Genomic DNA, 21596 nt, shown 5'->3' with positions numbered 1-21596 from the left:
ATCGTGCAAATAAGGATCGCTTTCGATGCGTACAGCTAGCGTCACCCGTGACACCCTGGAAACCAAGATTCAAGTCAGCGTTAACCTGGACGGCCAAGGTCATGGCAAGTTCGCGACTGGAGTGCCTTTCCTGGAGCATATGCTCGATCAAATTGCCCGCCACGGCATGATCGACATGGACATTAGCTGCGACGGCGATATCCATATCGACGACCACCATACGGTGGAGGACATCGGCATTACCCTGGGCAAGGCCATTACCGAGGCCCTGGGGGACAAGAAGGGCATGACCCGTTACGGCCACAGCTATGTCCCCTTGGACGAGGCGCTCTCGCGAGTGGTAATCGACTTCTCCGGGCGCCCCGGCCTGGTGATGGATGTGCCTTTCACGCAAAAGCGGATCGGCAACTTTGATACCGAACTGTTTTTTGAATTCTTCCAGGGCTTCGTCAATCACGCCCTGGTCACTGTGCATATTGATTGCCTGCGCGGCCACAACGCCCACCACCAGGTGGAGACGGTATTTAAGGCCTTTGGCCGCGCCCTGCGTATGGCGCTGACCCCGGACCCGCGCATGGCCGGCACCATGCCCTCCACCAAAGGAGTGCTGTGATGGGGAAGATCGCAGTACTCGACTACGGTATGGGCAATCTGCACTCGGTGGCCAGTGCCCTGCACAAGGTGGCGCCTGAGGTTGACGTGGTGCTGGCGCAGACACCGGCGCAGGCCGAGGGCGCAGAGCGCCTGGTGGTGCCCGGTGTGGGTGCCATTCGCGATTGTATGGCGGGGTTTGTGGAAGCGGGCTTCGCCCCGCTGCTGCGCGATGCTATCAGCGTGGGCACCCCGGTGCTGGGTATCTGTGTGGGTATGCAGATTATGATGCAGCGCAGCGAGGAAAATAACGGTATCGATTGCCTGGGGATTTTCCCGCAGCCGGTGAAGTTCTTCGGCGACAATATTCCCCCGGCGCAGGGCGCCGAGCGCCTCAAAGTGCCGCATATGGGTTGGAATGGCGTGCAGCAGCGGCAGTCGCATCCCCTGTGGGCGGATATCGCCGATGACAGCCGCTTCTATTTTGTCCACAGCTACTATGTGCCCGCTGCGGACAATTCGGAGATTGCCGGGCAAACCGAATACGGTGTCCCCCTGGCCGCCGCCGTTGCCAGGGAGAATATCTTCGCCACCCAGTTCCACCCGGAGAAGAGCGCCGAGGCCGGCTTGCAGCTGCTCAAGAATTTTGTCTACTGGAACGGTCGGGCCGAATAGCCTCAGCTCACCGATCACACTGAAATTACTGCCGATATAAGAAAAGACATGATTGTAATTCCCGCGATTGATTTAAAAGACGGCCAATGCGTGCGCCTGCGCCAGGGCGAAATGGACGACGCTACGGTATTTTCCGATGATCCCCTGGCCACTGCGCAGCACTGGGTGAACGAGGGTGCCAAACGCCTGCACCTGGTGGACCTGAACGGCGCCTTTGCCGGCAACCCGGTTAACGGCGAGGCGGTAACGGCTATAGCTAAAAAATTTCCCGATTTACCGGTGCAAATTGGCGGAGGTATTCGCGACTTGCACACCATCGAGCGCTATCTGGATGCCGGTGTGCAGTGGGGGATTATCGGCACTGCGGCGGTCAAAAACCCCAAGCTGGTGGAAGAGGCGTGTCGCGAGTTCGAGGGCCACATTATTGTCGGGCTCGATGCCAAAGACGGTTTGGTGGCGACCGAGGGCTGGGCTGAGGTTTCCGAGCTGAAGGCGACCGAGCTGGCCAAGCGCTTTGCCGATTGTGGCGTCAGCTCTATTGTTTATACGGACATTGCCCGCGACGGCATGATGCAGGGGGTCAATATCGAGGCGACCCTGGAAATGGCCCGCGCAGTGCAGGTGCCGATTATCGCCTCCGGCGGAGTCAGCAGTATCGAGGATATCCAACAGCTGCTGGATGCCGGTGAAATCTACGGCGCCATCACCGGGCGGGCGATTTACGAAGACAAGCTGAACCTGCGCCAAGCGCAGCAGCTCTGCGACCAACGGAACAAGTAATGGCTCTGGCGAAACGTATTATTCCCTGTCTGGATGTGGACAACGGTCGCGTGGTGAAGGGCGTGAATTTTGTCGATATCCGCGATGCCGGTGACCCGGTGGAAATTGCCCGCCGCTACAACGAAGCGGGCGCCGACGAAATCACCTTCCTCGATATCACCGCTACCCACGAGCAGCGCGATACCATCCTGCACACGGTGGAGAAAATGGCCCACGAGGTGTTTATCCCCCTCACCGTCGGCGGCGGCGTGCGCACCCTGCAAGATATCCGCAACCTGCTCAATGCCGGTGCGGACAAGACCGCGATCAATTCCGCAGCGGTGAAAAACCCCGAGTTCGTGCGCGAGGCCGCCGAGCGCTTTGGCAGCCAGTGCATTGTGGTGGCGATTGATGCCAAACAGGTGGCTGAGGGCCGCTGGGAGATCTTTACCCATGGCGGGCGCCAGCCCACCGGCATTGATGCGCTGGCCTGGGCGCGGCAGATGGCCGAATACGGTGCCGGTGAAATCCTGCTGACCAGTATGGATCGCGATGGTACCAAGAACGGGTTTGACCTGGCCCTGACCCGGGCGGTTAGCGAGGCGGTTCAAGTGCCGGTCATTGCTTCCGGCGGTGTGGGCGAGTTGCAGCACCTGGCCGATGGGGTCTTGCACGGCGGCGCCGATGCGGTATTGGCGGCGAGTATCTTCCACTTCGGCGAATACACCATTGCCGAGGCGAAGGCGTTTATGCACAGCGCCGGGATAGAAATGCGCCTGTAGTCAGCGCAGAGGTCGCGCGCGGCGGACCTTGGGCCCGCCGCACCGCGCTTATTGCTGCCCGTCTGCGCGGGCAAGGCGCTCGCGCAAGCCCCTGTCCCGTTCGGCGTAGAGATTGAGGCCCTTGAGCACATTGAGGGCCTCGAAGATTTGATTGTCGCGATCCATCCAGTCTTCGCGCTCCTCCTGTTCCCGCACGCGGTCTTCAGAGGTGCGCTCGGCACCGCCGTTGCCGTTGTCCAGGTGTCCGGCCAAATCGGCTTCGGTGGGCTGCGTAGAGTCGTCCACACGGGTGACTTTGACCCGTTCTACCACGATATCCGGCGTGATGCCCTGGGCTTGGATCGAGCGCCCATTGGGGGTGAAGTAGAGTGCGGTGGTCAGTTTGATGGCGCGCTCACTGGTGATCGGGATTACCGTTTGCACCGAGCCCTTGCCAAAGCTGTCGGTACCCATCACCACCGCGCGGCGGTGATCCTGTAGCGCGCCGGCGACAATTTCCGCCGCCGAGGCGGAGCCCGCGTTGATCAGGACTACCAGTGGCGCGCCCTCGGTCAAATCGCCCGGTTCGGCCGAATAGCTCAGGTTAGCGGAGTCGCTGCGGCCCTCGGTATAGACCACCAGTCCCTCTTCCAGAAAGGCGTCGGCGACTTCCACCGAAGATTGCAGTACGCCACCGGGATTGTTGCGCAGGTCGATCACCAGCCCTTTCAGTGCGCCTTTCTTCTGCAACTTGATCAGTTCATCGGCTACATCGGCGCCTGTGTCCATTTGGAACTGGCTAATGCGCAGGTAGCCATAGCCCTCATCGAGCACCTTGCTGCGCACACTGCGCATGCGCACGGTATCCCGTTTGAGGGTGACATCGAAGGGCTTTTGGCCTTTGCGGGCGATGGTCAGGGTGACACTGCTGCCCTTGGGCCCGCGCATCCACTCCACCGCCTCATCCAGGCTCACGCCTTTCATGGACTTGCCCGACAGGCGCAGTATGACATCGCCGGCCTTGAGGCCCGCGCGGGAGGCGGGGGTATCGTCCATGGGGCTGACCACGGTGATATGGTCGTTTTCGATGCCCACTTCTAGCCCGAGGCCGGCAAATTCACCGGTAGTGTTGGCTTGCAGGTCGTCAAAGGAGCGGCGGTCCAGATAGGAAGAGTGGGGGTCGAGGCCCTGTAGCATCCCCTTGATGGCGTACTCCAGCAGAGTGCGGTCGTCCACCTCTTCGATATAGCCCTGGCGGATCTGCTCGAATACTTTGGCAAAGCTGCGCAGGTCCTCCAGCGGCAGGCGCGCGTCGCTGTCTGCGCTCACCTGGAGGGGGCTGTCGCCGGCGGTTAGACCCATCAAAGGCAGGGCTGTCAGAGCGGCTGCGCCAATCAAAGTGGTCAGCGCTTTGGGGATAAACATATTGTTATGACCTCTGCCTTATTTCTTCGCTACTTAGCGGAAGTGTAGACCGCAGAGATTGGCAGGGATTCTAAGCGAGCGCTAAATTCTACCGTGCCGCTGTCTTAGTTGCCCGGCGTCCAAGGGGGTTGCACTTGGGTGAAATCCCACTTTTATTCTCTTCCGGTGACGAAATTAAAGCCGTTCACACAGAATTTGGGTGATAGAGCTTTCCCATTTAATTAGCACAGCGGTGGGTGTGCAGAGGTGGGGGGCAGGGCATTAGGCGGGTGCCTAATCGCCATAGCGTCGCAATAAGGGTAGTGGGCGCCAGCTTCCGATCAGGAGCGGCACCAAACGGTGGGGTCCTGCGCCTTGCCCCGGTGGCGAATTTCGAAATAGACGCCGCTCTGGCTGAGACCGCCGCTATTGCCGACCCGCGCGATGGTGTCACCACTTTCCACCCACTCGCCAATACTGCGGGTGAGGGACTGGTTGTGGGCGTAGAGGCTCATATAATCCCCGCCGTGGTCCAGGATAACCAGCATGCCGTGGCCGCGCAGGTAATCGGAAAATACCACACGGCCGCGATGAATGGCGCGCACCGGCTCCCCCGCATTGGCGCGCAGCGTCACACCCTTCCAGGTGATGCCATTGGCGCGGCGCTGGCCGTAGGCATTGGCGCGGCGGCCTTCGACCGGCCACTGCATCTTGCCCCGTTGGCGCGCAAAGGGCTTCTGCTCACTGGGGCTTACCAGGGAGGCGATGGCGCGGCCCACTTCGTCGATCAACTTTTGCAGGCGCGTGCGATCGCCCTGTAGCTGTTTGAGTTCACCGCTGCCGTCGGACAGGCGCGCGGCCAGTTTCTCCAGTGTGCCCTGGCGGTTTTGCTGGGCCAGGCGCAGCTTGCTCTGGCGCTGTTGCAGCTGCTCCCGCTCCGTCTCCAGGGTTGCGCGCTCGCGCTCAATAGCGCTGGATACCGTCTCCAGTGAGGTGAGGGTTTCCCGGTAGGTGTCTATGATGCGGCTGCGTTCTTGGAGGAAGTAATCGTGGTAGCGGAGATGGCGGGCGACGTTCTGGGGATCTTGCTGGTTGAGGAGCAGTTTGATCTGCTCCTGTCGGCCTAGTCGGTATGCGGCGGCGATCTCCTGCTCGACCCGCCGCTGCATACTTCGTCGCGACTCCTCGAGCTGCTGCTGCTCCCGCTGGAGCTGGCGCAGCTTGTCCGAGCGGCTGCGCATATCCTCTTTGATCTGGTCTATGCGCCGGTGCAGCTCGGAAATATCTTTCTCGTTATCTTCCAGATCCTTGAGCAGCTGGTCGCGCTGGCTGCGCACCTGGTTGAGTTCCTGTTGCAGGGACTCGATGCGCTGTTTGATTTGTGCCAGGCGCGCCTGCTCATCTCCCTCCGCCTGGCTCCAGGCGGGCAGGGAAAGTAGGGCGATCAGGAAGAGAACGAGAGTTTTCATCAGTCTATTTTTACCAAGCTTTGACCGGTCATTTCCGCCGGCTGTGGCAGACCCATCAACGCTAACATGGTTGGCGCCACATCCGCCAGACTACCTCCGTCACACATTTGCACATTGCGCTCGCCGATATAGACGAAAGGCACCGGCAGGGTGGAGTGCTGGGTGCTGACCTGGCCGGAGTTGGCGTCGAACATCTCTTCCACATTGCCGTGATCGGCAGTGATCAGCACTTCACCACCGGCGGCCAGGGCGGCGTTGGTGACTCGCTCGACACACTGATCGAGCGCTTCAACCGCTTTGACCGCCGCTTCAAACACTCCGGTGTGCCCCACCATATCGCCGTTGGCATAGTTACAGATAATGGCGTCGTACTCGCCACTCTCGATGGCGGCGACCAACTTATCGGTGACCTCTGGTGCATTCATTTCCGGTTGCAGGTCGTAGGTGGCCACATCCGGGGACTTAATCAGCTCGCGGGTTTCATGAGTGTAGGGCGCTTCGCGGCCGCCGCTGAAGAAGAAGGTAACGTGGGCGTACTTTTCCGTCTCGGCGATGCGCAGCTGGGTTTTGCCCTGCGCCGACAGGTATTCGCCGAGGGAGTTGACCAGGTTTTCCGGCGGGAAGGCGCAGTTGGCGTGGATATCGCCGGCGTATTCGGTGGTCATGACAAAGTCCGCCAGCTGCGGTTTGGCCTGGCGCTCGAAGCCACTGAAGTCCTGTTCGGTAAAGGCGCGGGTCAGCTGGCGCGCGCGATCCGGGCGGAAGTTCATAAAGATCAGCGCATCGCCATCCCGGATCGGGGCGGGCTCGCCAATCACTGTGGGAGCGACAAACTCATCGTTTTCACCGCGCTCATAGGCTGAGGCCAGGCCTGCCAGGGCATCGCTGGCACTGTGCTCGGCGGTGCCCAGCGTCAGCATGTCGTAGACGGATGCGGTGCGTTCCCAGCGCTGGTCGCGGTCCATGGCGAAGTAGCGCCCGGCCAGGGTGGCCATATGGGCGTTGCCGACGGCGTCGCACACCTGGGTCAGGCGGCTCAGAGAGGGTTCGGCACTGCGCGGCGGGGTGTCGCGGCCATCGAGGAAGGCGTGGATATAAATGGCGCGGGCACCGCGCTGGGCCGCCAGGGTCACCATGGCGACGATATGGTCCTCGTGGCTGTGTACACCACCTTCGGACAGCAGACCCATAATATGGACGGCGCCGTTGTGGGCGATGGCCTTGTCCACCGCAGCGGTGTAGGTCGGGTTGCGGAAGAAGTCGCCGTCCTGAATGGCTTTGTTGATGCGGGTGAAATTCTGGTAGACCACGCGCCCGGCACCCAGGGTCATATGGCCGACTTCAGAGTTGCCCATCTGGCCCTCGGGCAGGCCTACGGCCATACCGGAGGTCTGGATCAGGGTCTTGGGGCGGCTGGCCCAGATATTGTCCCACACCGGCGATTTGGCGGCGTGGATCGCGTTGTGCTCGGGTTTATCGCTGTGGCCGAAGCCGTCCAGAATCAGCAGGACCAGGGGGCGTTTTTGCGGGGCTTGCGTAGCGGCCATAGCGACGGTATTCCTCTTTCGGGGGTTAGATTGCGGACGCGGATTTTAACCTGTGGGGCTGGTATTTCACTATGTTATTTGCCTTGGGCCGGATTACAAAGTGCCTGGGGTGAGGGGATTCGGTTGGTTAGAATTTCGCCATGATCGTGTATACTCCCGCCGGCATTGGGCGCTGTAGCGCCCTATTGATAACCACTTGAGGATTTGGGGGTGAAGTGGATTTCTTCGACTTTTTAGCGCAGCAGTGGCTGTTGGTCGGCCTGCTGGTGGCATTGCTTTACGCTTTTGTTTTGACCGAGCGATTCAAGTCCGGTGTGCCGGCGTCGACGCACGAAGTGACCAGGCTGATCAACAGCGATGGGGCCAAGGTGCTGGATGTTCGCGATCGCAGCGAGTTCACTGCCGGGCATATCGTCGACGCACTGCATATTCTCCACAGCGATGTGCTTGAGCGCATCGCCGAATTGGAACCGTTCAAGGGCAAGACCATTATTGTCGCCGACAAAATGGGGCAGCATGCCGGTGCGGTGGGACGCCTGCTGAAGCAGAAAGGTTTCCAAGTGCGCCGCCTACAGGGTGGTATGAGCGAGTGGGCTAACCAGAACCTCCCTGTCGTTAAGGGTAAAGGTTAACCTGAAGTATCAGTTTGACGGAGTTTTGTCATGCGGGATCTTGTCATTTATACCACTCGTTTTTGTCCCTACTGTATTCGCGCCAAACAGCTGCTCGACAGCAAGAGTGTCGCCTACCGCGAAATTTCCGTGGATAACAATCCCGGTCTGCGTGCGGAGATGGCCGCGAAAGCGGGTCGCCGTTCGGTGCCGCAAATCTGGATCGGCGACAAGCATGTCGGTGGTTGCGACGACCTGATGGCGTTGGAGCGCGCCGGTCAGTTGGATAAACTGCTAAAAGCTGCGGGTTAATACAAAATTGACGCGACTGCCAACGCGCGGTCGGCAATTTTTGCTATTTATCCGCTCTGGGCCTTGAAACGTTTTATCGAGGCCCCAACTTTTGAGTTATTAGCGGAGCCTTTCTTACGGAAGGCATCAATAAACTTTTTCTAATAAACAGGCTGTAACATGGCTGAAGAATTAAATGGCGCAGCGGCAAACGCAGAGGCTCCACAAGTACAATTTGCGATGCAACGCATCTACCTGAAAGACCTCTCCTTCGAAACCCCGATGGGTACCGAGGTCTTCAAAAAGCAGTGGAAGCCCCAGGTTAACCAGGAGCTGAACACCAAGACTGCGAAGATCGATGAAGATTTGTATGAAGTAGCCCTGACCCTGACTATCACCGTAAAGCTGGAAGAAGACACCGCTTTCCTGGTGGAAGTAAAACAAGCTGGCCTGTTCGGCATTAAAGGTCTGGAAGGTCAACAGCTGGCCCAGGCCCTGAACACCGCCTGCCCGCAGATCCTGTTCCCCTACGCGCGCGAAGTGATCGACAACGCGGTAGTGAAAGGTTCTTTCCCGGCACTGATGTTGCCGCCGGTGAACTTCGATGCCCTGTTTGCTGCTGCCCTCGACAAGGCACAGAAAGAAGCAGAGGGTGCTCAAGCGAACGCTTAATTCGCTTTAGCCCGGCTGGCACGATAAAAAGGTCCCTTAGCGGGGCCTTTTTTTATATCTGTAATCTCCCCGGGGATAGCTTCCGATTTACTGACTACCCCTTCGCAACCGCGCACAAATCTGGAGCCGCTTATGCAGTGGGATCTGCCAAATCCATTTATCAGCAAAGTGACGGTTGGCGCCGAACATGTGGATGGCCTGAGCCATGCCAACAATGCGCAATATGTGCGCTGGTGTGAGGCCAGCGCCTGGGCGCACAGCGCCGTCCTGGGTCTGGATGTCACGAATTATCAGCAGCTTGACCGGGGAATGGCAATTCGCCATGGCGAGTATGACTATATACTGGCGGCCAGAGAGGGGGAGGAATTGCTGTTTGGCACCTGGCTCACTGAGGTGGACGGGCGTCTGAATATGACTCGCCGCTTTCAGGTGTTTCGCGCCGCCGATAGGGCATTGGTATTGCGGGCCGAATGGCGGATGGTGTGCATAGAGCTTTCCAGCGGCAAGCCAAAACGTATGCCGGCGATCTTCAAGGAAATTTACAGTCCGGCAGTGACTGCCCCGGAGGCTGAAAAAAATGCGTGAAGAGTTTGTATCCCTGACGGACAATACAGGGGCCTTAAAGGACAAGACCCTCTTTATCACCGGCGCCAGTCGCGGTATCGGCAGGGCGATTGCCCTTAAGTGCGCAGCGGATGGTGCCAATATCGTGATTGCGGCTAAATCGGCAGAGCCCCACCCCAAGTTGCCGGGAACCATCTTCTCGGTGGCGGAGGAAGTGGAGCAGGCCGGCGGCAGAGCCCTGGCCCTACAGGTGGATGTGCGCGATGAGCAGCGGGTGGAGCGGGCCATGTCGGAGGCCGCCGATAAATTTGGCGGCATCGATGCGGTGATTAACAATGCGGGTGCGATCAACCTGAGCAATGTGGAATCGACACCACCGAAACGCTACGACCTGATGCAGAGTATCAATAGTCGCGCGGTCTATCTCACTGCGCACTTGGCGATGCCCTATCTGAAAAAGTCTGACAACGCCCATATCCTCAGCCTGTGTCCGCCGCTGAATATCCAGCCCAAATGGCTGGGACCCTTCGCCCCCTACGCCCTGTCAAAGTTTGGTATGACCATCCTCAGCCTGGGATTGGCGGAAGAGCTGCGCGAGGCGGGCATCAGTGTGAATACCCTGTGGCCGCGCACACTGGTGGCCACAGCGGCGATTGAGTTTGCGGTGGGCAGCCGCGAGATGTTTGCACAGAGTCGCAAGCCCGCCATTATGGCCGACGCGGCCTACGAGGTACTGACGACCAGAGAGGCCGCCCTGAGTGGCTGCCAGCTGATCGATGAAGTGCTGTTGGCTGAGCGCGGTGTAAAGGATTTCACCGGCTACGCCCACAATCCGGCCAACGCTGACAATTTAACCAAGGATTTATTTCTCGACTGACGCTGGCAGGGGGTATTTGTGAGCAGCGACAGCAAATTATTTAAAGACGCTCTCGGTGAAATGGGAGACGTCAAACCGCTGGTGCAGGAGCGCCGCGTCACCTTGCACAGGGAGTCGAAGCAGTCCGAATCGATGTTGCGGGAGCGCCGCGCTGCGGCCACGCGCCTGACGGAGCGGGAGCTGAACCCCCTGTCGGGGGAGTATATCGACCTGATGGACCCCTGGGACCCCTTGGAGTTTAAGCGCGATGGTGTGCAAAACGGGGTCTATCGCAATTTGCGCCTGGGTAAGTACAGTGTGGATGCGCGTTTGGATCTACACCGCCACTCCGTGGAGATGGCGCGCAGCGCGGTGATGGAGTTTATCCGCGACTGTGTCGAAGCGGATGTGCGCTGCGCCCTGATTACTCACGGCAAGGGGGAGGGGCGCAAGCAGCCGGCGCTGTTGAAGAGCTGTATCAATCACTGGTTGCCGCAGCTGCATCAAGTGCTGGCGTTCCATACGGCCCAGCCCCAGCACGGTGGGCTGGGGGCAACTTATTTACTGCTGCGAAAGAGTGAGCGCAAGCGCCAGGAGAATTTGGAAATACACCAACGGCGCCGCTGAGCCATTAAATGGATGGCTGTAACTTTTCTGTCACCAACTCCCATTAAGATGCGCGGCCAAAGCTTTCTTATTTAAGGCTTTTACAGCTCATCTTGTTGATTCTTGTCAATTGTGATGTTGGCGACCCAATGGGTCGCCTTTTTTATGGGGCTGTGCCTGTCGGTAGCTGCGGTCTACCTGTTCAAACTCTATGCGGGCGCTGCCATCGGCACTGCTGATCATCATCTTGTTGCCCAGGATCACAATCGAATCCGACTTCCTCAGCGCGTTAAGGTAATCGATCTCCAGTTCATCGCTGGGTTGTGCACCGCCCATACGCGCAATTGCGGGAATTCGCTCCCAGGTAAAGGCCCCGCCGCTAGAGAGGGAGAAACGCCCCAGGTAGGGATTGGTGCCGCCGTTGCCCCTGACGTAACCAAAGCGATCGCATTTGAAGAAGGGTCTATCCCGCCAAAACCGGCTCCAGCTCAGGGCTGAATCGTAGCTGCGCCCGGAGTAGTACAAGCTCGATAATACCCACTCGTGTTCACAGGCAGATGCTGCCGATCGCTGTGGCTGGGGAGCGGGCGGAGTGAAGGCACTACAGCCGGCGAGTAGCAGCTCGCACAGGGCTATGCTCAGGAGTAAGTAAAAAGCACGACGGGGCATGATGTCGTTCTCATTGTTTTTGCGACATTTAATCTAAAAATCTACAGGGCTTCTGTGGCGGCGTTCAAGGTCCGGCCTTTATGTATTCTATATAGGTATCACCGGAGGGGTCACGCAGTATTAAGCGGCCTCCCCGGGATTTAGTAAAGCTTTGTCGAGTAGCGGCGAGGGCGCGCAGGTAGGCGTGCTCCTGTCGCAGCAGTGGCTCGGGCCCGCTCATTTTGGTGGAGACAAAGCTGGAGGTATCCCACAGTAACAGCCCGTTGTCGGTGACCTGTACTTCTCCCCGGTAGGTGTTTATGCCACTTTTGCCCATGACGTTACCCTGGAGATTGCACACAAAGGTAAAGTTCGCAGGCTTTTTGATATCGACCACGGTTCCGCTGACGCGCAGGCGTACCAGCCGCCATTTTTTGCCACAGACCGCGCTCATACTGCCAGAGGACTGCACAACCTGTGCTTCCTCAATGCGATTTGTCAGGCATCCGCCGATGACTAATAGGGCTCCCAGCAACCATATTTGCACCAACCTACTCATCAATAAATAACTCCCAAACCCTACCTCTTCACCCGTTCACACAAAATTTGCCGCTTTGGGGCTTTCACAAAAGCTTAGTTGTTGGCTGCTGTGATGAGACGACAGCAGTGACAAGCTATGCTTGCACGGAGGTCGCTAAAGCGTATTTGCCCATCGATAAAAGGACGTTTGTCGATATGATCAGGCGCACCAAGATCGTTGCCACCCTAGGCCCCGCTACCGACAAAGAGGAAACACTTCGGCGATTAATTCGTGCCGGTGTCGATGTGGTTCGACTGAATTTTTCTCATGGAAAAATGGATGATCACCGGCGCAGGGCACAATATGTTCGCGAGGAAGCGAAACGCCAAGGGAGACATATTGCCCTATTGGGGGATTTGCAGGGCCCCAAAATTCGTGTCGGGAAATTCACGGATGGACGTATTTATCTGCGCAAGGGGGCAGAATTTATTCTGGACCCAAATTGGGACAAGGAGGCGGGGAGTTCTGAGGGGGTTTGGATTGATTATGAAGCACTGGCCGAGGATTGTAGCGAGGGTGACAGCCTGCTACTGGATGATGGCCGGCTGAGTTTGCGCATCATAAAAATTATGGGTTTGTCCTTAATAACGGAGATTGAATCCGGTGGCTGGCTATTCGATCGAAAGGGGATAAATAAACAGGGCGGTGGCCTCACCGCGCCGGCGCTGACCGATAAAGACCGCCACGATATTAAGGTCGCGGCAGAGTTGCAGGTGGATTATCTCGCAGTTTCTTTCCCGCGCGATGCCCGCGACATCCACACGGCGAGAAAATTATTAAGAGCGGCGGGGGGCAGCGCGCATATTATTGCGAAAATAGAGCGGGCTGAGGCCGTGGCTAATGATGCGCGTTTGGAAAAGCTTATCTTGGCCAGCGATGCCATTATGGTTGCGCGCGGAGATCTGGCTGTGGAAATTGGCGATGCGGAGTTAGTGGGGGTGCAAAAACATCTAATCCGTTATGCCCGCTATCTCAATCGGGTGGTGATTACGGCAACACAAATGATGGAGTCTATGATTGCTAATCCGGTGCCCACGCGCGCAGAGGTTTGCGATGTGGCCAATGCGGTGCTGGATGGCACCGACGCGGTGATGTTGTCGGCGGAGACCGCAGCGGGAGAATATCCGATTGAAACTGTCGAGCATATGGCCGATGTTATCGTCGGGGCAGAAAAACACCGAAAAATTTATTCGATGCCGGAGGGGCTTCGCGGAGATTACCCTGCCGGCGATGCCTGTATCGCCATGGCGGCCATGACGATAGCCAATCACTGTCGGGAAATAAAAGCGATTATTTGCCAGACGGAAACCGGCAATACTGCACTATTAATGTCGCGGGTCTGCGCATTGATTCCTATCTATGCTTTTTGTCGTCATCAGAAATGCTGTAATCGAGTGGCACTTTACAGCGGGGTCGATCCGGTATTAATGGATGTTTCGGAAATGGATGGCCCCCTGCGCGATCAAAAGGCCATTTCCTGTTTGCTGCAACAGGAGCGGCTGATATCCGGGGATTTTGTTTTGATATCCCGGGGCTATCAACAGGATATTGGCGGCCACACCGATACCCTGCGTATTGTCCGCGTGCCGTGATCTGTGCGGTTAAATAGTGCAATTGCACTGTGCAATAATTTACCCCGCGCGGACGCATCTCACCAGTATCTTGGTTTCCAGTTCCTGCTCCATGCAGTGAAATTTTTCTCCGTCTAGAGTTAAGGATTTTGGGCCTCCCTGGGGCGCGGTTGTCGAGCAAGCGGCAACGCCCGTCGCCAGGGCTGCGGCAAGCAGAATAAGTCGCATTTTCTGCATCGCAGTTACCTCTGGAAATGCGAAAGACAGTATTTATATACGTATATATTCTCTTAGATTAGAGGGTATGTGTGCCAACGTGAAGATTTTTACGCCAATTTGTCCAATAGGGCGACATGGAGGGGTAATACTCAATTTGGTACTGAGGTGGTTGTAGGGGGGTTAAAATTTTATTTGTGTAATTTTATTTTCTTAGCTGGTATACGTCACTTTTGCCATTATCTATAACTTTGCTAATAAGTTTTTATCTCTGGTGGTTCGATCCTTCTCGCTGAGATTAATTTTATTATGCCTTTTTGCCGCTCAATAAAAGTAACTTGGAGAAATCTGTTCTGTGCATTAGCGGGTATTTTAGTTGGCCTAAAACTCCCTACCAAAACTGAGTCCCGGTAGGGGGTTTTAGAGTGGTTAGCGGTTAGCGTCTACCGTGGTGTCCTCCACCACCGCGATGCCCTCCGCCATGAAATCCACCGCGATGTCCGCCACCATGAAATCCGCCGCGAACACGGTAGTGACCACTGTGGCCCCGATAGCCTCTATACCCTCGGTAGCGGGCGTGGGGTGCACGGGGGGAATAGAAGCGGTTGTGGTAGGGCATACCGCGATAGTAGTAGCGGGCCCGGTAGCGGGGGTGGCCGCGGAATGATGCGTGGCCAACTCTATAGTAATAGGGATTTACCGGGGTGAACCCCACTGTCTGGTAAACCGGTGTCCTATAAGAGGTGAGGTAGACATTGCTCGAGGCGTAGTAATTGGGTGTGGCATAGGGGTAACTGTAGGAGGAGGTGTAAGCGACCTGTGGTCCTCCGTAGCTGGTGTAGTAACCATCGGTGACACAGGCACCCAGAGTCAGGGCTGTGCACACCGTGGTGGTGAGAATCACCATTCTTACAGCTCTATTCATAGTGCTTTCTCCGGTAAGTGGTATTTCCCCCCGGAGAGGCCAAGCCCCTTAGGTGCGCCAAACAGGCGAGCACGGAATTTCAGATTTAGTGGTGCCCTGCGTGCGGCGGCAGATCGACAACCTGGTATTGGGTATTTACAACGGCGGGTGGTCTCAGGCGATAAAAATTCCCATTCCAATAAAAATTACAGTGCCGCATGTTGTGGCAGATGCCATCTGGGTGGCAGTGGGCATGGCGGCCGCGCAGGTTGTAATACGTCTTGTTGTAATAAGGACTGTATCCGTAATAACTGGCTGAGCAATCGTAGCCTCCGCAGGCGGTAGCGGGCGTTCCGTTGCAGGCCGACAGGGCCAGTCCTGTGGCAATGGCGAGCACACAGCCTGTGCCTCGCAGCAGCCTGATGGGCAGCGGTTTCATCTAAGACCTCCACACCTTTTTTGCCGCGTAAATTTTCACGACACAAAATAAATGCTCTGATAAAGCCGAGCACCGAGGCGGGTCTGTACGGGGGAACTCTCTGGTTTCGCTTTGCGAGACCCACTTGTTCGGAGTCAGAAAGGTAAGGTCGGTGGGCGGGGGAAACCACTAAAAATTCACGCACCGCGAGAAAAATACTTCTCTCACAGTGCGTGAATCACGTCCTGGAGGGGGGCCTTGGACTAGTGGCTGCTGGGCAGGAGATCGGGATCTACAGAGGCCAGATAGGCGCCGCTGCTCAGCAATTGCTTTGCCTCTTCAATATCTGGGGCGAAGTAGCGGTCTTTGTCATAGAAGGAGACCCGCTCGCGCAGTTTTGCCTTGGCCGCTTCGAGTTTTTGCGTGGACTTTAACGGCGCGCGGAAGTCCAGGCCCTGGCAGGCTGCCAGCAGTTCTACGGCCAGGATGCCACAGGTATTGTCGGCCATATCCCGCAGGCGGCGACCGGCAAAGGTGGCCATGGATACATGGTCTTCCTGATTGGCGGAGGTGGGCAGGGAGTCCACGCAGGCGGGGTGCGCGATGGATTTATTTTCACTGGCCAGCGCCGCCGAGGTGACCTGGGCGATCATAAAGCCGGAGTTTACCCCGCCATTTTCCACCAGGAAAGGCGGCAGGCCGGACAGGTTGCTGTCGATTAACAGGGCCATACGGCGCTCGGACAGAGAGCCGATTTCTGCCAGAGCCAGTGCCAAGTTGTCGGCGACCATAGCAACAGGCTCCGCGTGGAAGTTACCTCCGGAAATAATGTCGGAGTTATCCGGATTTTCCTCGTCGGTAAATACCAGCGGGTTATCGGAAACCCCGTTTGCCTCGGCCAACAATACTTCGGCGGCGAAGCGCATCTGCTGGAGGCAGGCGCCCATCACCTGGGGCTGACAGCGCAGGGAGTAGGGGTCCTGCACCTTTTCACAGAATTGATGGGAATCACCGATCTGGCTGGTTTCACCGAGCAGGTCCCGATAAATTGCCGCCACGTCGCGCTGTGCCTGCTGGCCGCGAGCGTTGTGAATACGCTCGTCGAACGGGCGGCGCGAGCCCTTGGCGGCTTCCAGAGTCATGGCACCGGTCACCAGGGCACCGGCGAACAGGTCTTCACTGGCGAACAGGCCGAGCAGGGCAAAGGCGGTGGATGCCTGGGTGCCATTCAGCAGGGCGAGGCCCTCTTTGGGGGCCAGGGTAATGGGCTCAAGGCCCGCCGCTTTGAGGCCTTCGTGGGCGCTCTTGCGCTCGCCTTGGATCAATACTTCCCCTTCACCGAGAAGCACCACGCTCATATGAGCCAGCGGCGCCAAATCGCCAGAGGCGCCTACGGAGCCTTTCTCGGGGATAGCGGGGTAGACACCGGCATTGACCAGTTGCATTAACGCTTCGATAACCTGCGGGCGCACGCCGGAAAAGCCGCGCGCGAGGGAGTTGATTTTCAACACCATCAGCAGGCGCACAGTGGCTTCACTCATAAAGTTGCCGGTGCCGGCGGCGTGGCTCAGTACGATAGCGCGCTGTAGGTTTTCCAGGTCGTGTTTTTCAATGCGGGTGTTGGCCAACAAACCAAAACCGGTATTGATGCCGTAAACCGTGCGGCCTTCGGTAATCACTTGGGCGACGGTGTGGGCAGAGGCTTCGATAGCGGGATAGGCGCTTTTCGCCAGGGACAGTTGCACCGGCTCGCGGGCTACGCGGCGCAGTTGCGCAAGGCTTAACTGGCCGGGATCGATTTCCAATTGATACATAAATTCATTCACCAAAAAATATTTGCTGCTTAGCAGGCTGTTGAAAAACAGCCTGTTAGACGCCAGTGGTACAGCCCGATAAAAATGCTTCGGGCTGCAAAAGATTTCCGCCGGCGGTATTTTTATTGCGGTAAAAAATCAGTCGTTCAGCATGGGCAGGTCCAGGCCCTGCTCTTTTGCGCATTTTTTTGCGATCTCGTAACCGGCATCGGCGTGGCGCATGACACCGGTGGCGGGATCATTCCAGAGAACCCGTTCGATACGCTTGCGCGCGGCTTCGGTGCCGTCACACACAATGACCACACCGGAGTGCTGGGAGAAGCCCATGCCCACGCCACCGCCGTGATGCAGGGATACCCAAGTAGCGCCGGAGGCGGTATTCAGCAGGGCATTCATCAGCGGCCAGTCGGAGACGGCGTCGGAGCCATCCATCATGGCCTCGGTTTCGCGATTGGGGCTGGCGACTGAGCCGCTGTCGAGATGGTCGCGGCCGATGACTACCGGCGCTTCCAATTCACCGTTTGCCACCATCTCGTTAAACGCCAGCGCCAGGCGCGCGCGATCTTTCAGACCCACCCAGCAGATACGTGCGGGCAGTCCCTGGAAGTGAATTCGCTCGCGGGCCATATCGAGCCAGTTGTGCAGCTGCGGGTTGTCGGGAATCAGTTCTTTAACCTTGGCATCGGTCTTGTAGATATCTTCCGGGTTGCCGGACAGCGCCGCCCAGCGGAAAGGACCGACGCCTTCGCAGAACAGCGGGCGAATATAGGCGGGTACAAAGCCGGGGAAATCGAAGGCATTTTCCACGCCCTCTTCCAGGGCCATTTGGCGAATATTGTTGCCGTAGTCGAGGGTCGCGGCGCCGCGCTTTTGCAACTCCAGCATGGCTTCAACCTGAACCGCCATAGACTGCTTGGCAGCCTTCACTACAGCGGCCTCGTCTTTCTTACGCATCTCTGCGGCGTATTCCATGCTCCAGCCCTGGGGCAGGTAGCCATTTAAAGGATCGTGTGCGGAAGTCTGGTCGGTAACCGAATCCGGCAGAATATTGCGTTTTACAATTTCCGGGAAAATATCTGCGGCATTGCCCAGCAGGCCAACGGAAATGGCTTCGCCTTTTTCCATCGCGGCTTCAATCATTTGCAGCGCTTCGTCGAGGCTGGTGGCTTTTTTGTCGACATAGCCGGTGCGCAGACGGAAATCGATACGGGTTTCGTCGCACTCTACGGCGATCATGCTGAAACCGGCCATCGTCGCCGCCAGTGGCTGAGCGCCACCCATGCCGCCGAGGCCGCCGGTAAGAATCCATTTGCCTTTCGCTTCGCCCTTAAAATGTTTGCGTGCGACGGCGGCAAAGGTTTCATAGGTGCCCTGGACGATGCCCTGGGAGCCGATATAAATCCAGGAGCCGGCAGTCATCTGGCCGTACATGGCCAGGCCTTTTTTATCCAGCTCGTTGAAGTGTTCCCAGTTGGCCCAGTGGGGCACCAGGTTGGAGTTGGCAATTAATACCCGGGGCGCGTCGGCGTGGGTTTTAAAGACACCGACGGGTTTGCCGGACTGCACCAGCAGGGTTTCGTCGTCTTCCAGGCGCTTCAGTACTTCGACTATTTTGTCGTAGCACTCCCAGTCCCGCGCGGCGCGGCCGATACCGCCGTAAACCACCAGGTCTTCCGGGCGCTCGGCTACTTCGGCGTCCAGGTTGTTCATCAACATGCGCAGGGGAGCTTCGGTGAGCCAGCTTTTGGCATTGAGCTCACTGCCGCGAGGCGCGCGGATTTTGCGGCTGGGATCGTGGCGTTTGTCGGTAGACATGGCTTCCTCGTCAATTTTTCTCGTAAAAAAATTCACACGTCCCCGCAGTGGGTAGTTCGCTTTCCCGGGACGCGCGGGATAAATCAATAATTAGAATCTCAGTTGTGCGCCGAGGCGGTAGCGATTGCCCGGGTGAACCAGGCGCGCGAAGCTCACCGTGCCGGCACTGCATTTAGTGCGCCGCCAAACCTGGAGGCAGGCATCCCCGGGGGCAATTTCCAGCGCGTGGGCGATAGCGGCCTCCGCAGCGATGGCCTCGACAGTGGTATCGGCCTCGGTCAGTGGTGCGACTTTGGAAAGATAGGCGTTGGGGGTGGTGTGGGCGAAATCCTGATCCAGGTAATCCGGCGCCAGGGCCGGATTGGTAAAGCGCTCTTCCCACTGCACCGGCAAGCCGTTGTCGCAGTGCACAATAATGGAGTGAAACACTCTGGCCTGCTCCGGCACTTCCAGTGCCAGGGCGACATCGGCACTGGCCACACAGGGCTGCGCCAACAGGATGCGGTTACTGTAGCTGTGGCCCCGGGCCGAGATTTCGTCGGCGATATTGCGCACCTCCAGCAGCGAGCTGGCGGGCACCGGCTCGGCGACAAAAGTGCCCAGGCCCTGGGAGCGCATCAGTACCCGTTCATCGGTCAGTTCGGTCAGTGCCCGCCTCGCGGTCATCCGGCTCACATTGAATTGCTGCGCCAGTTGGTTCTCCGAGGGCACCTGGGAGTGTACGGGCCACTCGCCGGACTCTATTTGCTGGCGAATATGGCGCTTGATGGCCGCGTATCGGGGTTCACTTGCAGTATTCATAGACTCAGGTACAGTACTTCTATTGCTTGTATATTGTTGTATATACAAGATTGATTAAGGCTACTATGGTTTCCCAGCTGCGGGCTGTCAAGTCGAAGGGGGGAGCTGTATCTTGCTCGATATGGGTTTCTCGTTTATCGGGCTGAGCATCTATGGTTAAAAGGAAAAGCGCGTCGCTAAAAAGCTTATGTCAGAACGCTGTGATTTGCTGATTACCAATCTCAATGCCGCCACAATGGACCCCTCCATTGCCGGTGGTTACGGTGTTATCGAGGATGCTGCAATTGCGGTAACCAAAGGCCGGATTGTTTGGATTGGGCCCCGCCGGGAGCTGCCCGAGTGCACACCGGACCTTATTGTCGATGGCGAGGGCCAGTGGGCGACCCCGGGCCTGATTGATTGCCACACCCACCTGGTCTATGGCGGCCACCGCGCGGGGGAATTTGCCCGGCGCTTGGGCGGTGAGAGCTACGAGGAGGTCGCCCGCTCCGGGGGCGGTATTATCTCTACGGTGCGGGCGACACGGAGTGCCAGTGCCGAGACCCTGTACAAACTGGCCGAGCCCCGTCTGCACGCGCTGATGGCCGAGGGGGTAACAACCGTGGAAATTAAATCCGGCTACGGCCTGGATCTGGATACGGAGCTGAAGCAGCTGCGCACAGCGCGGCGCCTGGCGCAACACAATCCGGTGGAGATAGTGACAACCTGCCTGGCGGCACACGCCCTGCCGCCGGAATACGACGGTCGCGCCGATGCATATATCGACCTTATCTGCGAGCAGATACTGCCCGCTGTAGCCCGCGAGCAGCTCGCCGATGCAGTGGATATGTTCTGCGAGACGATCGGCTTTACCGTCGACCAGTGCCAGCGGGTTATCGATGCGGCGAAAAAACTCGATCTGCCGGTAAAAGTGCACGCCGAGCAGCTGGCGCGTACCGGCGCCACTGCTATGGCGGCCAAGTCCGGGGCCCTGTCGGTAGATCATATTGAATATATCAGCGAGGCCGATGTGCGGGCTATGGCGGAAAGCGGCACTGTGGCAGTACTCCTACCGGGTGCCTTCTATACCCTGCATGAAACCCAGGTGCCGCCCATCGACAAGCTGCGTGAGGCTGGGGTGTGTATGGCTTTGGCCACCGATCTCAACCCGGGGAGTTGCCCAATCGCCTCCCTGCGCTTGATGATGAATATGGGCTGTCAGCTGTTTGGCTTGACGCCGGCAGAGGCTCTGGCCGGTGTTACCCGGGCGGCGGCCCGGGCCCTGGGCTTGTGCTGTTCTCGCGGTGTACTGCGCGAGGGGTTGCGAGCCGATATTGTCCTGTGGCCGATGGATACCCCGGACCAGCTCGCCTATGAAGTGGGCGCCCTCAAACCGGCAAAAGTTTTTCTCGGAGGTCGCGATGTTACAGCTTGCTGATATGCAATTATGGAGCGGTCGCACCGACTCTGAGGATGGGCGCGCGGGTGAGCGCTGGCACCAGCGGATTTCTCCCCTACAGCTGGATGATACCCCGGGCCTGACCATTCTCGGTTTTGCCTCTGATGAGGGGGTACGCCGCAATAAAGGTCGAATCGGTGCGGCGAAAGGTCCGCGAATCCTGCGTCTGGCCATGGCCAACCTGCCGGCCACTTTCGATGCCCCCCTATACGATGCGGGCAATGTCAGGGTTGAGCGAGAGGACTTGGAGTCTGCCCAGTCGCTGTTGGGCGCCCGTATTAATGAGTTGCTCAGTGCCGGCCACTTCCCGCTGGTATTGGGGGGCGGCCATGAAATCGCTTTTGGCAGCTACCAGGGGATCGCCCGCTGGATGCGCGAACATCACCGCGACAGCAGTCTGGGTATTATCAACTTCGATGCGCATTTGGATTTGCGCACCCCCGCTCCGAAGGGGTCATCGGGAACGCCATTTTTCCAAATCGCCGAGCAGTGCAGGATAAATGGTCGCGAATTTAATTATCTCTGTGTGGGCGCAGCGGATAATGCCAACACCCCTGCGCTCTACCAGCGCGCGGATGAGCTGGG

General features: G+C 57.9%; 24 protein-coding genes (1 of these 24 cut by a window edge). 13 read left to right on the top strand and 11 right to left on the bottom strand.

The annotated features are described in order from the left end of the window. The first annotated feature begins 25 nt into the window (after positions 1–25). The 4 genes from hisB to hisF are packed head-to-tail and all read left to right on the top strand — an operon-like array spanning position 26 to position 2807. A complete protein-coding gene (gene hisB / locus ACJJIK_RS14335; protein ID WP_282930763.1) occupies positions 26–613 on the top strand; it encodes an imidazoleglycerol-phosphate dehydratase HisB in 588 nt (195 codons plus the stop codon). After that, positions 613–1266: an imidazole glycerol phosphate synthase subunit HisH gene (gene hisH, locus ACJJIK_RS14330; protein WP_444943140.1), complete on the top strand. Its 654-nt coding sequence runs from the start codon at positions 613–615 to the stop codon at positions 1264–1266. The genes hisB and hisH overlap by 1 nt, the downstream gene beginning before the upstream one ends. Before the next feature lie 48 nt (positions 1267–1314). Next, positions 1315–2046, top strand: a complete 732-nt coding sequence (hisA, locus tag ACJJIK_RS14325) for a 1-(5-phosphoribosyl)-5-[(5-phosphoribosylamino)methylideneamino]imidazole-4-carboxamide isomerase (protein ID WP_444943139.1) — start codon at positions 1315–1317, stop codon at positions 2044–2046. Further along, a complete protein-coding gene (gene hisF, locus ACJJIK_RS14320) occupies positions 2046–2807 on the top strand; it encodes an imidazole glycerol phosphate synthase subunit HisF (protein WP_444943138.1) in 762 nt (253 codons plus the stop codon). Before hisA ends, hisF begins: the two co-directional genes overlap by 1 nt. Before the next feature lie 48 nt (positions 2808–2855). Here the strand turns inward: hisF and ACJJIK_RS14315 are convergent, their stop codons facing one another. The 3 genes from ACJJIK_RS14315 to gpmI form a co-directional block, all read right to left on the bottom strand. Then, entirely contained in the window at positions 2856–4211 is a 1356-nt protein-coding gene (locus ACJJIK_RS14315) for a S41 family peptidase (RefSeq protein WP_444928966.1), read from the bottom strand. 320 nt (positions 4212–4531) lie between these two features. Beyond that, positions 4532–5659: a murein hydrolase activator EnvC family protein gene (locus ACJJIK_RS14310; protein ID WP_444943137.1), complete on the bottom strand. Its 1128-nt coding sequence runs from the start codon at positions 5657–5659 to the stop codon at positions 4532–4534. Beyond that, complete coding sequence (gpmI, locus tag ACJJIK_RS14305) at positions 5659–7206, bottom strand: 2,3-bisphosphoglycerate-independent phosphoglycerate mutase (RefSeq protein WP_444928964.1); 1548 nt, start codon at positions 7204–7206, stop codon at positions 5659–5661. Before gpmI ends, ACJJIK_RS14310 begins: the two co-directional genes overlap by 1 nt. 215 nt (positions 7207–7421) lie before the next feature. Here gpmI and ACJJIK_RS14300 point away from each other — a divergent pair, with 215 nt between their 5' ends. From ACJJIK_RS14300 to smrA, 6 genes are all read left to right on the top strand, one after another. Next, positions 7422–7838 (top strand): rhodanese-like domain-containing protein, encoded by a 417-nt coding sequence (locus tag ACJJIK_RS14300; protein WP_444928963.1) that lies wholly within the window; start codon positions 7422–7424, stop codon positions 7836–7838. A gap of 30 nt (positions 7839–7868) precedes the next feature. After that, on the top strand, positions 7869–8129 hold the full coding sequence (gene grxC / locus ACJJIK_RS14295; protein WP_444928962.1) for a glutaredoxin 3: 261 nt from the start codon (positions 7869–7871) through the stop codon (positions 8127–8129). A 159-nt stretch (positions 8130–8288) separates the two neighbouring features. Then, positions 8289–8780, top strand: coding sequence for a protein-export chaperone SecB (gene secB / locus ACJJIK_RS14290; RefSeq protein ID WP_444928961.1), 492 nt, complete (start codon positions 8289–8291; stop codon positions 8778–8780). A 132-nt stretch (positions 8781–8912) separates the two neighbouring features. Beyond that, positions 8913–9365 carry an acyl-CoA thioesterase gene (locus tag ACJJIK_RS14285; RefSeq protein WP_444928960.1) on the top strand — a complete coding sequence of 151 codons (453 nt, stop codon included), beginning with the start codon at positions 8913–8915 and terminating at the stop codon, positions 9363–9365. Beyond that, on the top strand, positions 9358–10221 hold the full coding sequence (locus tag ACJJIK_RS14280) for an SDR family oxidoreductase (protein ID WP_444928959.1): 864 nt from the start codon (positions 9358–9360) through the stop codon (positions 10219–10221). Before ACJJIK_RS14285 ends, ACJJIK_RS14280 begins: the two co-directional genes overlap by 8 nt. An 18-nt stretch (positions 10222–10239) precedes the next feature. Further along, a complete protein-coding gene (gene smrA, locus ACJJIK_RS14275; RefSeq protein ID WP_444928958.1) occupies positions 10240–10827 on the top strand; it encodes a DNA endonuclease SmrA in 588 nt (195 codons plus the stop codon). Positions 10828–10932: 105 nt separating this feature from the next. Here smrA and ACJJIK_RS14270 read toward each other — a convergent pair whose 3' ends face one another. Further along, complete coding sequence (locus ACJJIK_RS14270) at positions 10933–11475, bottom strand: META domain-containing protein (RefSeq protein ID WP_444928957.1); 543 nt, start codon at positions 11473–11475, stop codon at positions 10933–10935. Between the two features lie 64 nt (positions 11476–11539). Further along, the gene (locus ACJJIK_RS14265) at positions 11540–12013 is read right to left on the bottom strand and encodes an META domain-containing protein (RefSeq protein ID WP_444928956.1); all 474 of its coding nucleotides are present in this window, start codon (positions 12011–12013) and stop codon (positions 11540–11542) included. Positions 12014–12189: 176 nt separating this feature from the next. Between ACJJIK_RS14265 and pyk the strand changes: the two genes are divergently transcribed. Beyond that, complete coding sequence (pyk, locus tag ACJJIK_RS14260) at positions 12190–13626, top strand: pyruvate kinase (protein ID WP_444932353.1); 1437 nt, start codon at positions 12190–12192, stop codon at positions 13624–13626. Between the two features lie 39 nt (positions 13627–13665). On the opposite strand, the gene ACJJIK_RS14255 is transcribed toward pyk, so the two are convergent. The 6 genes from ACJJIK_RS14255 to hutC all read right to left on the bottom strand — a co-directional run bounded on the left by ACJJIK_RS14255 (position 13666) and on the right by hutC (position 19573). Beyond that, complete coding sequence (locus tag ACJJIK_RS14255) at positions 13666–13842, bottom strand: hypothetical protein (protein WP_444943136.1); 177 nt, start codon at positions 13840–13842, stop codon at positions 13666–13668. A 415-nt stretch (positions 13843–14257) separates the two neighbouring features. Then, positions 14258–14746 (bottom strand): hypothetical protein, encoded by a 489-nt coding sequence (locus ACJJIK_RS14250; RefSeq protein ID WP_444928955.1) that lies wholly within the window; start codon positions 14744–14746, stop codon positions 14258–14260. An 85-nt stretch (positions 14747–14831) separates the two neighbouring features. Next, entirely contained in the window at positions 14832–15164 is a 333-nt protein-coding gene (locus tag ACJJIK_RS14245; protein ID WP_444928954.1) for a hypothetical protein, read from the bottom strand. 242 nt (positions 15165–15406) lie between these two features. Beyond that, a complete protein-coding gene (gene hutH / locus ACJJIK_RS14240) occupies positions 15407–16957 on the bottom strand; it encodes a histidine ammonia-lyase (protein WP_444928953.1) in 1551 nt (516 codons plus the stop codon). A gap of 138 nt (positions 16958–17095) precedes the next feature. Continuing rightward, a complete protein-coding gene (gene hutU / locus ACJJIK_RS14235; protein ID WP_444943135.1) occupies positions 17096–18808 on the bottom strand; it encodes a urocanate hydratase in 1713 nt (570 codons plus the stop codon). A gap of 54 nt (positions 18809–18862) precedes the next feature. Continuing rightward, entirely contained in the window at positions 18863–19573 is a 711-nt protein-coding gene (gene hutC, locus ACJJIK_RS14230) for a histidine utilization repressor (RefSeq protein ID WP_444928951.1), read from the bottom strand. A gap of 187 nt (positions 19574–19760) precedes the next feature. On the opposite strand from hutC, the gene hutI reads away from it, so the two are divergent. Together hutI and hutG are read left to right on the top strand one after the other, a co-directional pair. Next, positions 19761–20990 (top strand): imidazolonepropionase, encoded by a 1230-nt coding sequence (gene hutI / locus ACJJIK_RS14225; protein WP_444928950.1) that lies wholly within the window; start codon positions 19761–19763, stop codon positions 20988–20990. Then, positions 20974–21596: the 5' portion of a formimidoylglutamase gene (hutG, locus tag ACJJIK_RS14220; protein ID WP_444943134.1), read on the top strand. The gene runs 340 nt beyond the window's last position; 623 of the gene's 963 nt are visible here — the first part of the coding sequence; it begins with the start codon at positions 20974–20976; the stop codon falls past the right edge of the window. The genes hutI and hutG overlap by 17 nt, the downstream gene beginning before the upstream one ends.

It is taken from the genome of Microbulbifer regidiadema (SeqCode), from assembly GCF_052466995.1.
The sequence above is the reverse complement of the archived record's forward strand: the minus strand, read 5'-3'. Positions and strand labels throughout refer to the sequence as shown.

Excerpts from the sequence above, each read along its gene's own strand:
- gpmI (WP_444928964.1), bottom strand. The coding sequence starts at position 7,206 with ATGGCCGCTACGCAAGCCCCGCAAAAACGCCCCCTGGTCCTGCTGATT.
- secB (WP_444928961.1), top strand. The coding sequence starts at position 8,289 with ATGGCTGAAGAATTAAATGGCGCAGCGGCAAACGCAGAGGCTCCACAA.
- ACJJIK_RS14315 (WP_444928966.1), bottom strand. The coding sequence starts at position 4,211 with ATGTTTATCCCCAAAGCGCTGACCACTTTGATTGGCGCAGCCGCTCTG.
- hisB (WP_282930763.1), top strand. The coding sequence starts at position 26 with ATGCGTACAGCTAGCGTCACCCGTGACACCCTGGAAACCAAGATTCAA.
- ACJJIK_RS14250 (WP_444928955.1), bottom strand. The coding sequence starts at position 14,746 with ATGAATAGAGCTGTAAGAATGGTGATTCTCACCACCACGGTGTGCACA.
- hutH (WP_444928953.1), bottom strand. The coding sequence starts at position 16,957 with ATGTATCAATTGGAAATCGATCCCGGCCAGTTAAGCCTTGCGCAACTG.
- hisH (WP_444943140.1), top strand. The coding sequence starts at position 613 with ATGGGGAAGATCGCAGTACTCGACTACGGTATGGGCAATCTGCACTCG.
- hutC (WP_444928951.1), bottom strand. The coding sequence starts at position 19,573 with ATGAATACTGCAAGTGAACCCCGATACGCGGCCATCAAGCGCCATATT.
- ACJJIK_RS14255 (WP_444943136.1), bottom strand. The coding sequence starts at position 13,842 with ATGCAGAAAATGCGACTTATTCTGCTTGCCGCAGCCCTGGCGACGGGC.
- hisF (WP_444943138.1), top strand. The coding sequence starts at position 2,046 with ATGGCTCTGGCGAAACGTATTATTCCCTGTCTGGATGTGGACAACGGT.
- ACJJIK_RS14245 (WP_444928954.1), bottom strand. The coding sequence starts at position 15,164 with ATGAAACCGCTGCCCATCAGGCTGCTGCGAGGCACAGGCTGTGTGCTC.
- ACJJIK_RS14270 (WP_444928957.1), bottom strand. The coding sequence starts at position 11,475 with ATGCCCCGTCGTGCTTTTTACTTACTCCTGAGCATAGCCCTGTGCGAG.
- pyk (WP_444932353.1), top strand. The coding sequence starts at position 12,190 with ATGATCAGGCGCACCAAGATCGTTGCCACCCTAGGCCCCGCTACCGAC.
- ACJJIK_RS14280 (WP_444928959.1), top strand. The coding sequence starts at position 9,358 with ATGCGTGAAGAGTTTGTATCCCTGACGGACAATACAGGGGCCTTAAAG.
- hisA (WP_444943139.1), top strand. The coding sequence starts at position 1,315 with ATGATTGTAATTCCCGCGATTGATTTAAAAGACGGCCAATGCGTGCGC.
- grxC (WP_444928962.1), top strand. The coding sequence starts at position 7,869 with ATGCGGGATCTTGTCATTTATACCACTCGTTTTTGTCCCTACTGTATT.
- ACJJIK_RS14285 (WP_444928960.1), top strand. The coding sequence starts at position 8,913 with ATGCAGTGGGATCTGCCAAATCCATTTATCAGCAAAGTGACGGTTGGC.
- ACJJIK_RS14310 (WP_444943137.1), bottom strand. The coding sequence starts at position 5,659 with ATGAAAACTCTCGTTCTCTTCCTGATCGCCCTACTTTCCCTGCCCGCC.
- hutI (WP_444928950.1), top strand. The coding sequence starts at position 19,761 with ATGTCAGAACGCTGTGATTTGCTGATTACCAATCTCAATGCCGCCACA.
- ACJJIK_RS14265 (WP_444928956.1), bottom strand. The coding sequence starts at position 12,013 with ATGAGTAGGTTGGTGCAAATATGGTTGCTGGGAGCCCTATTAGTCATC.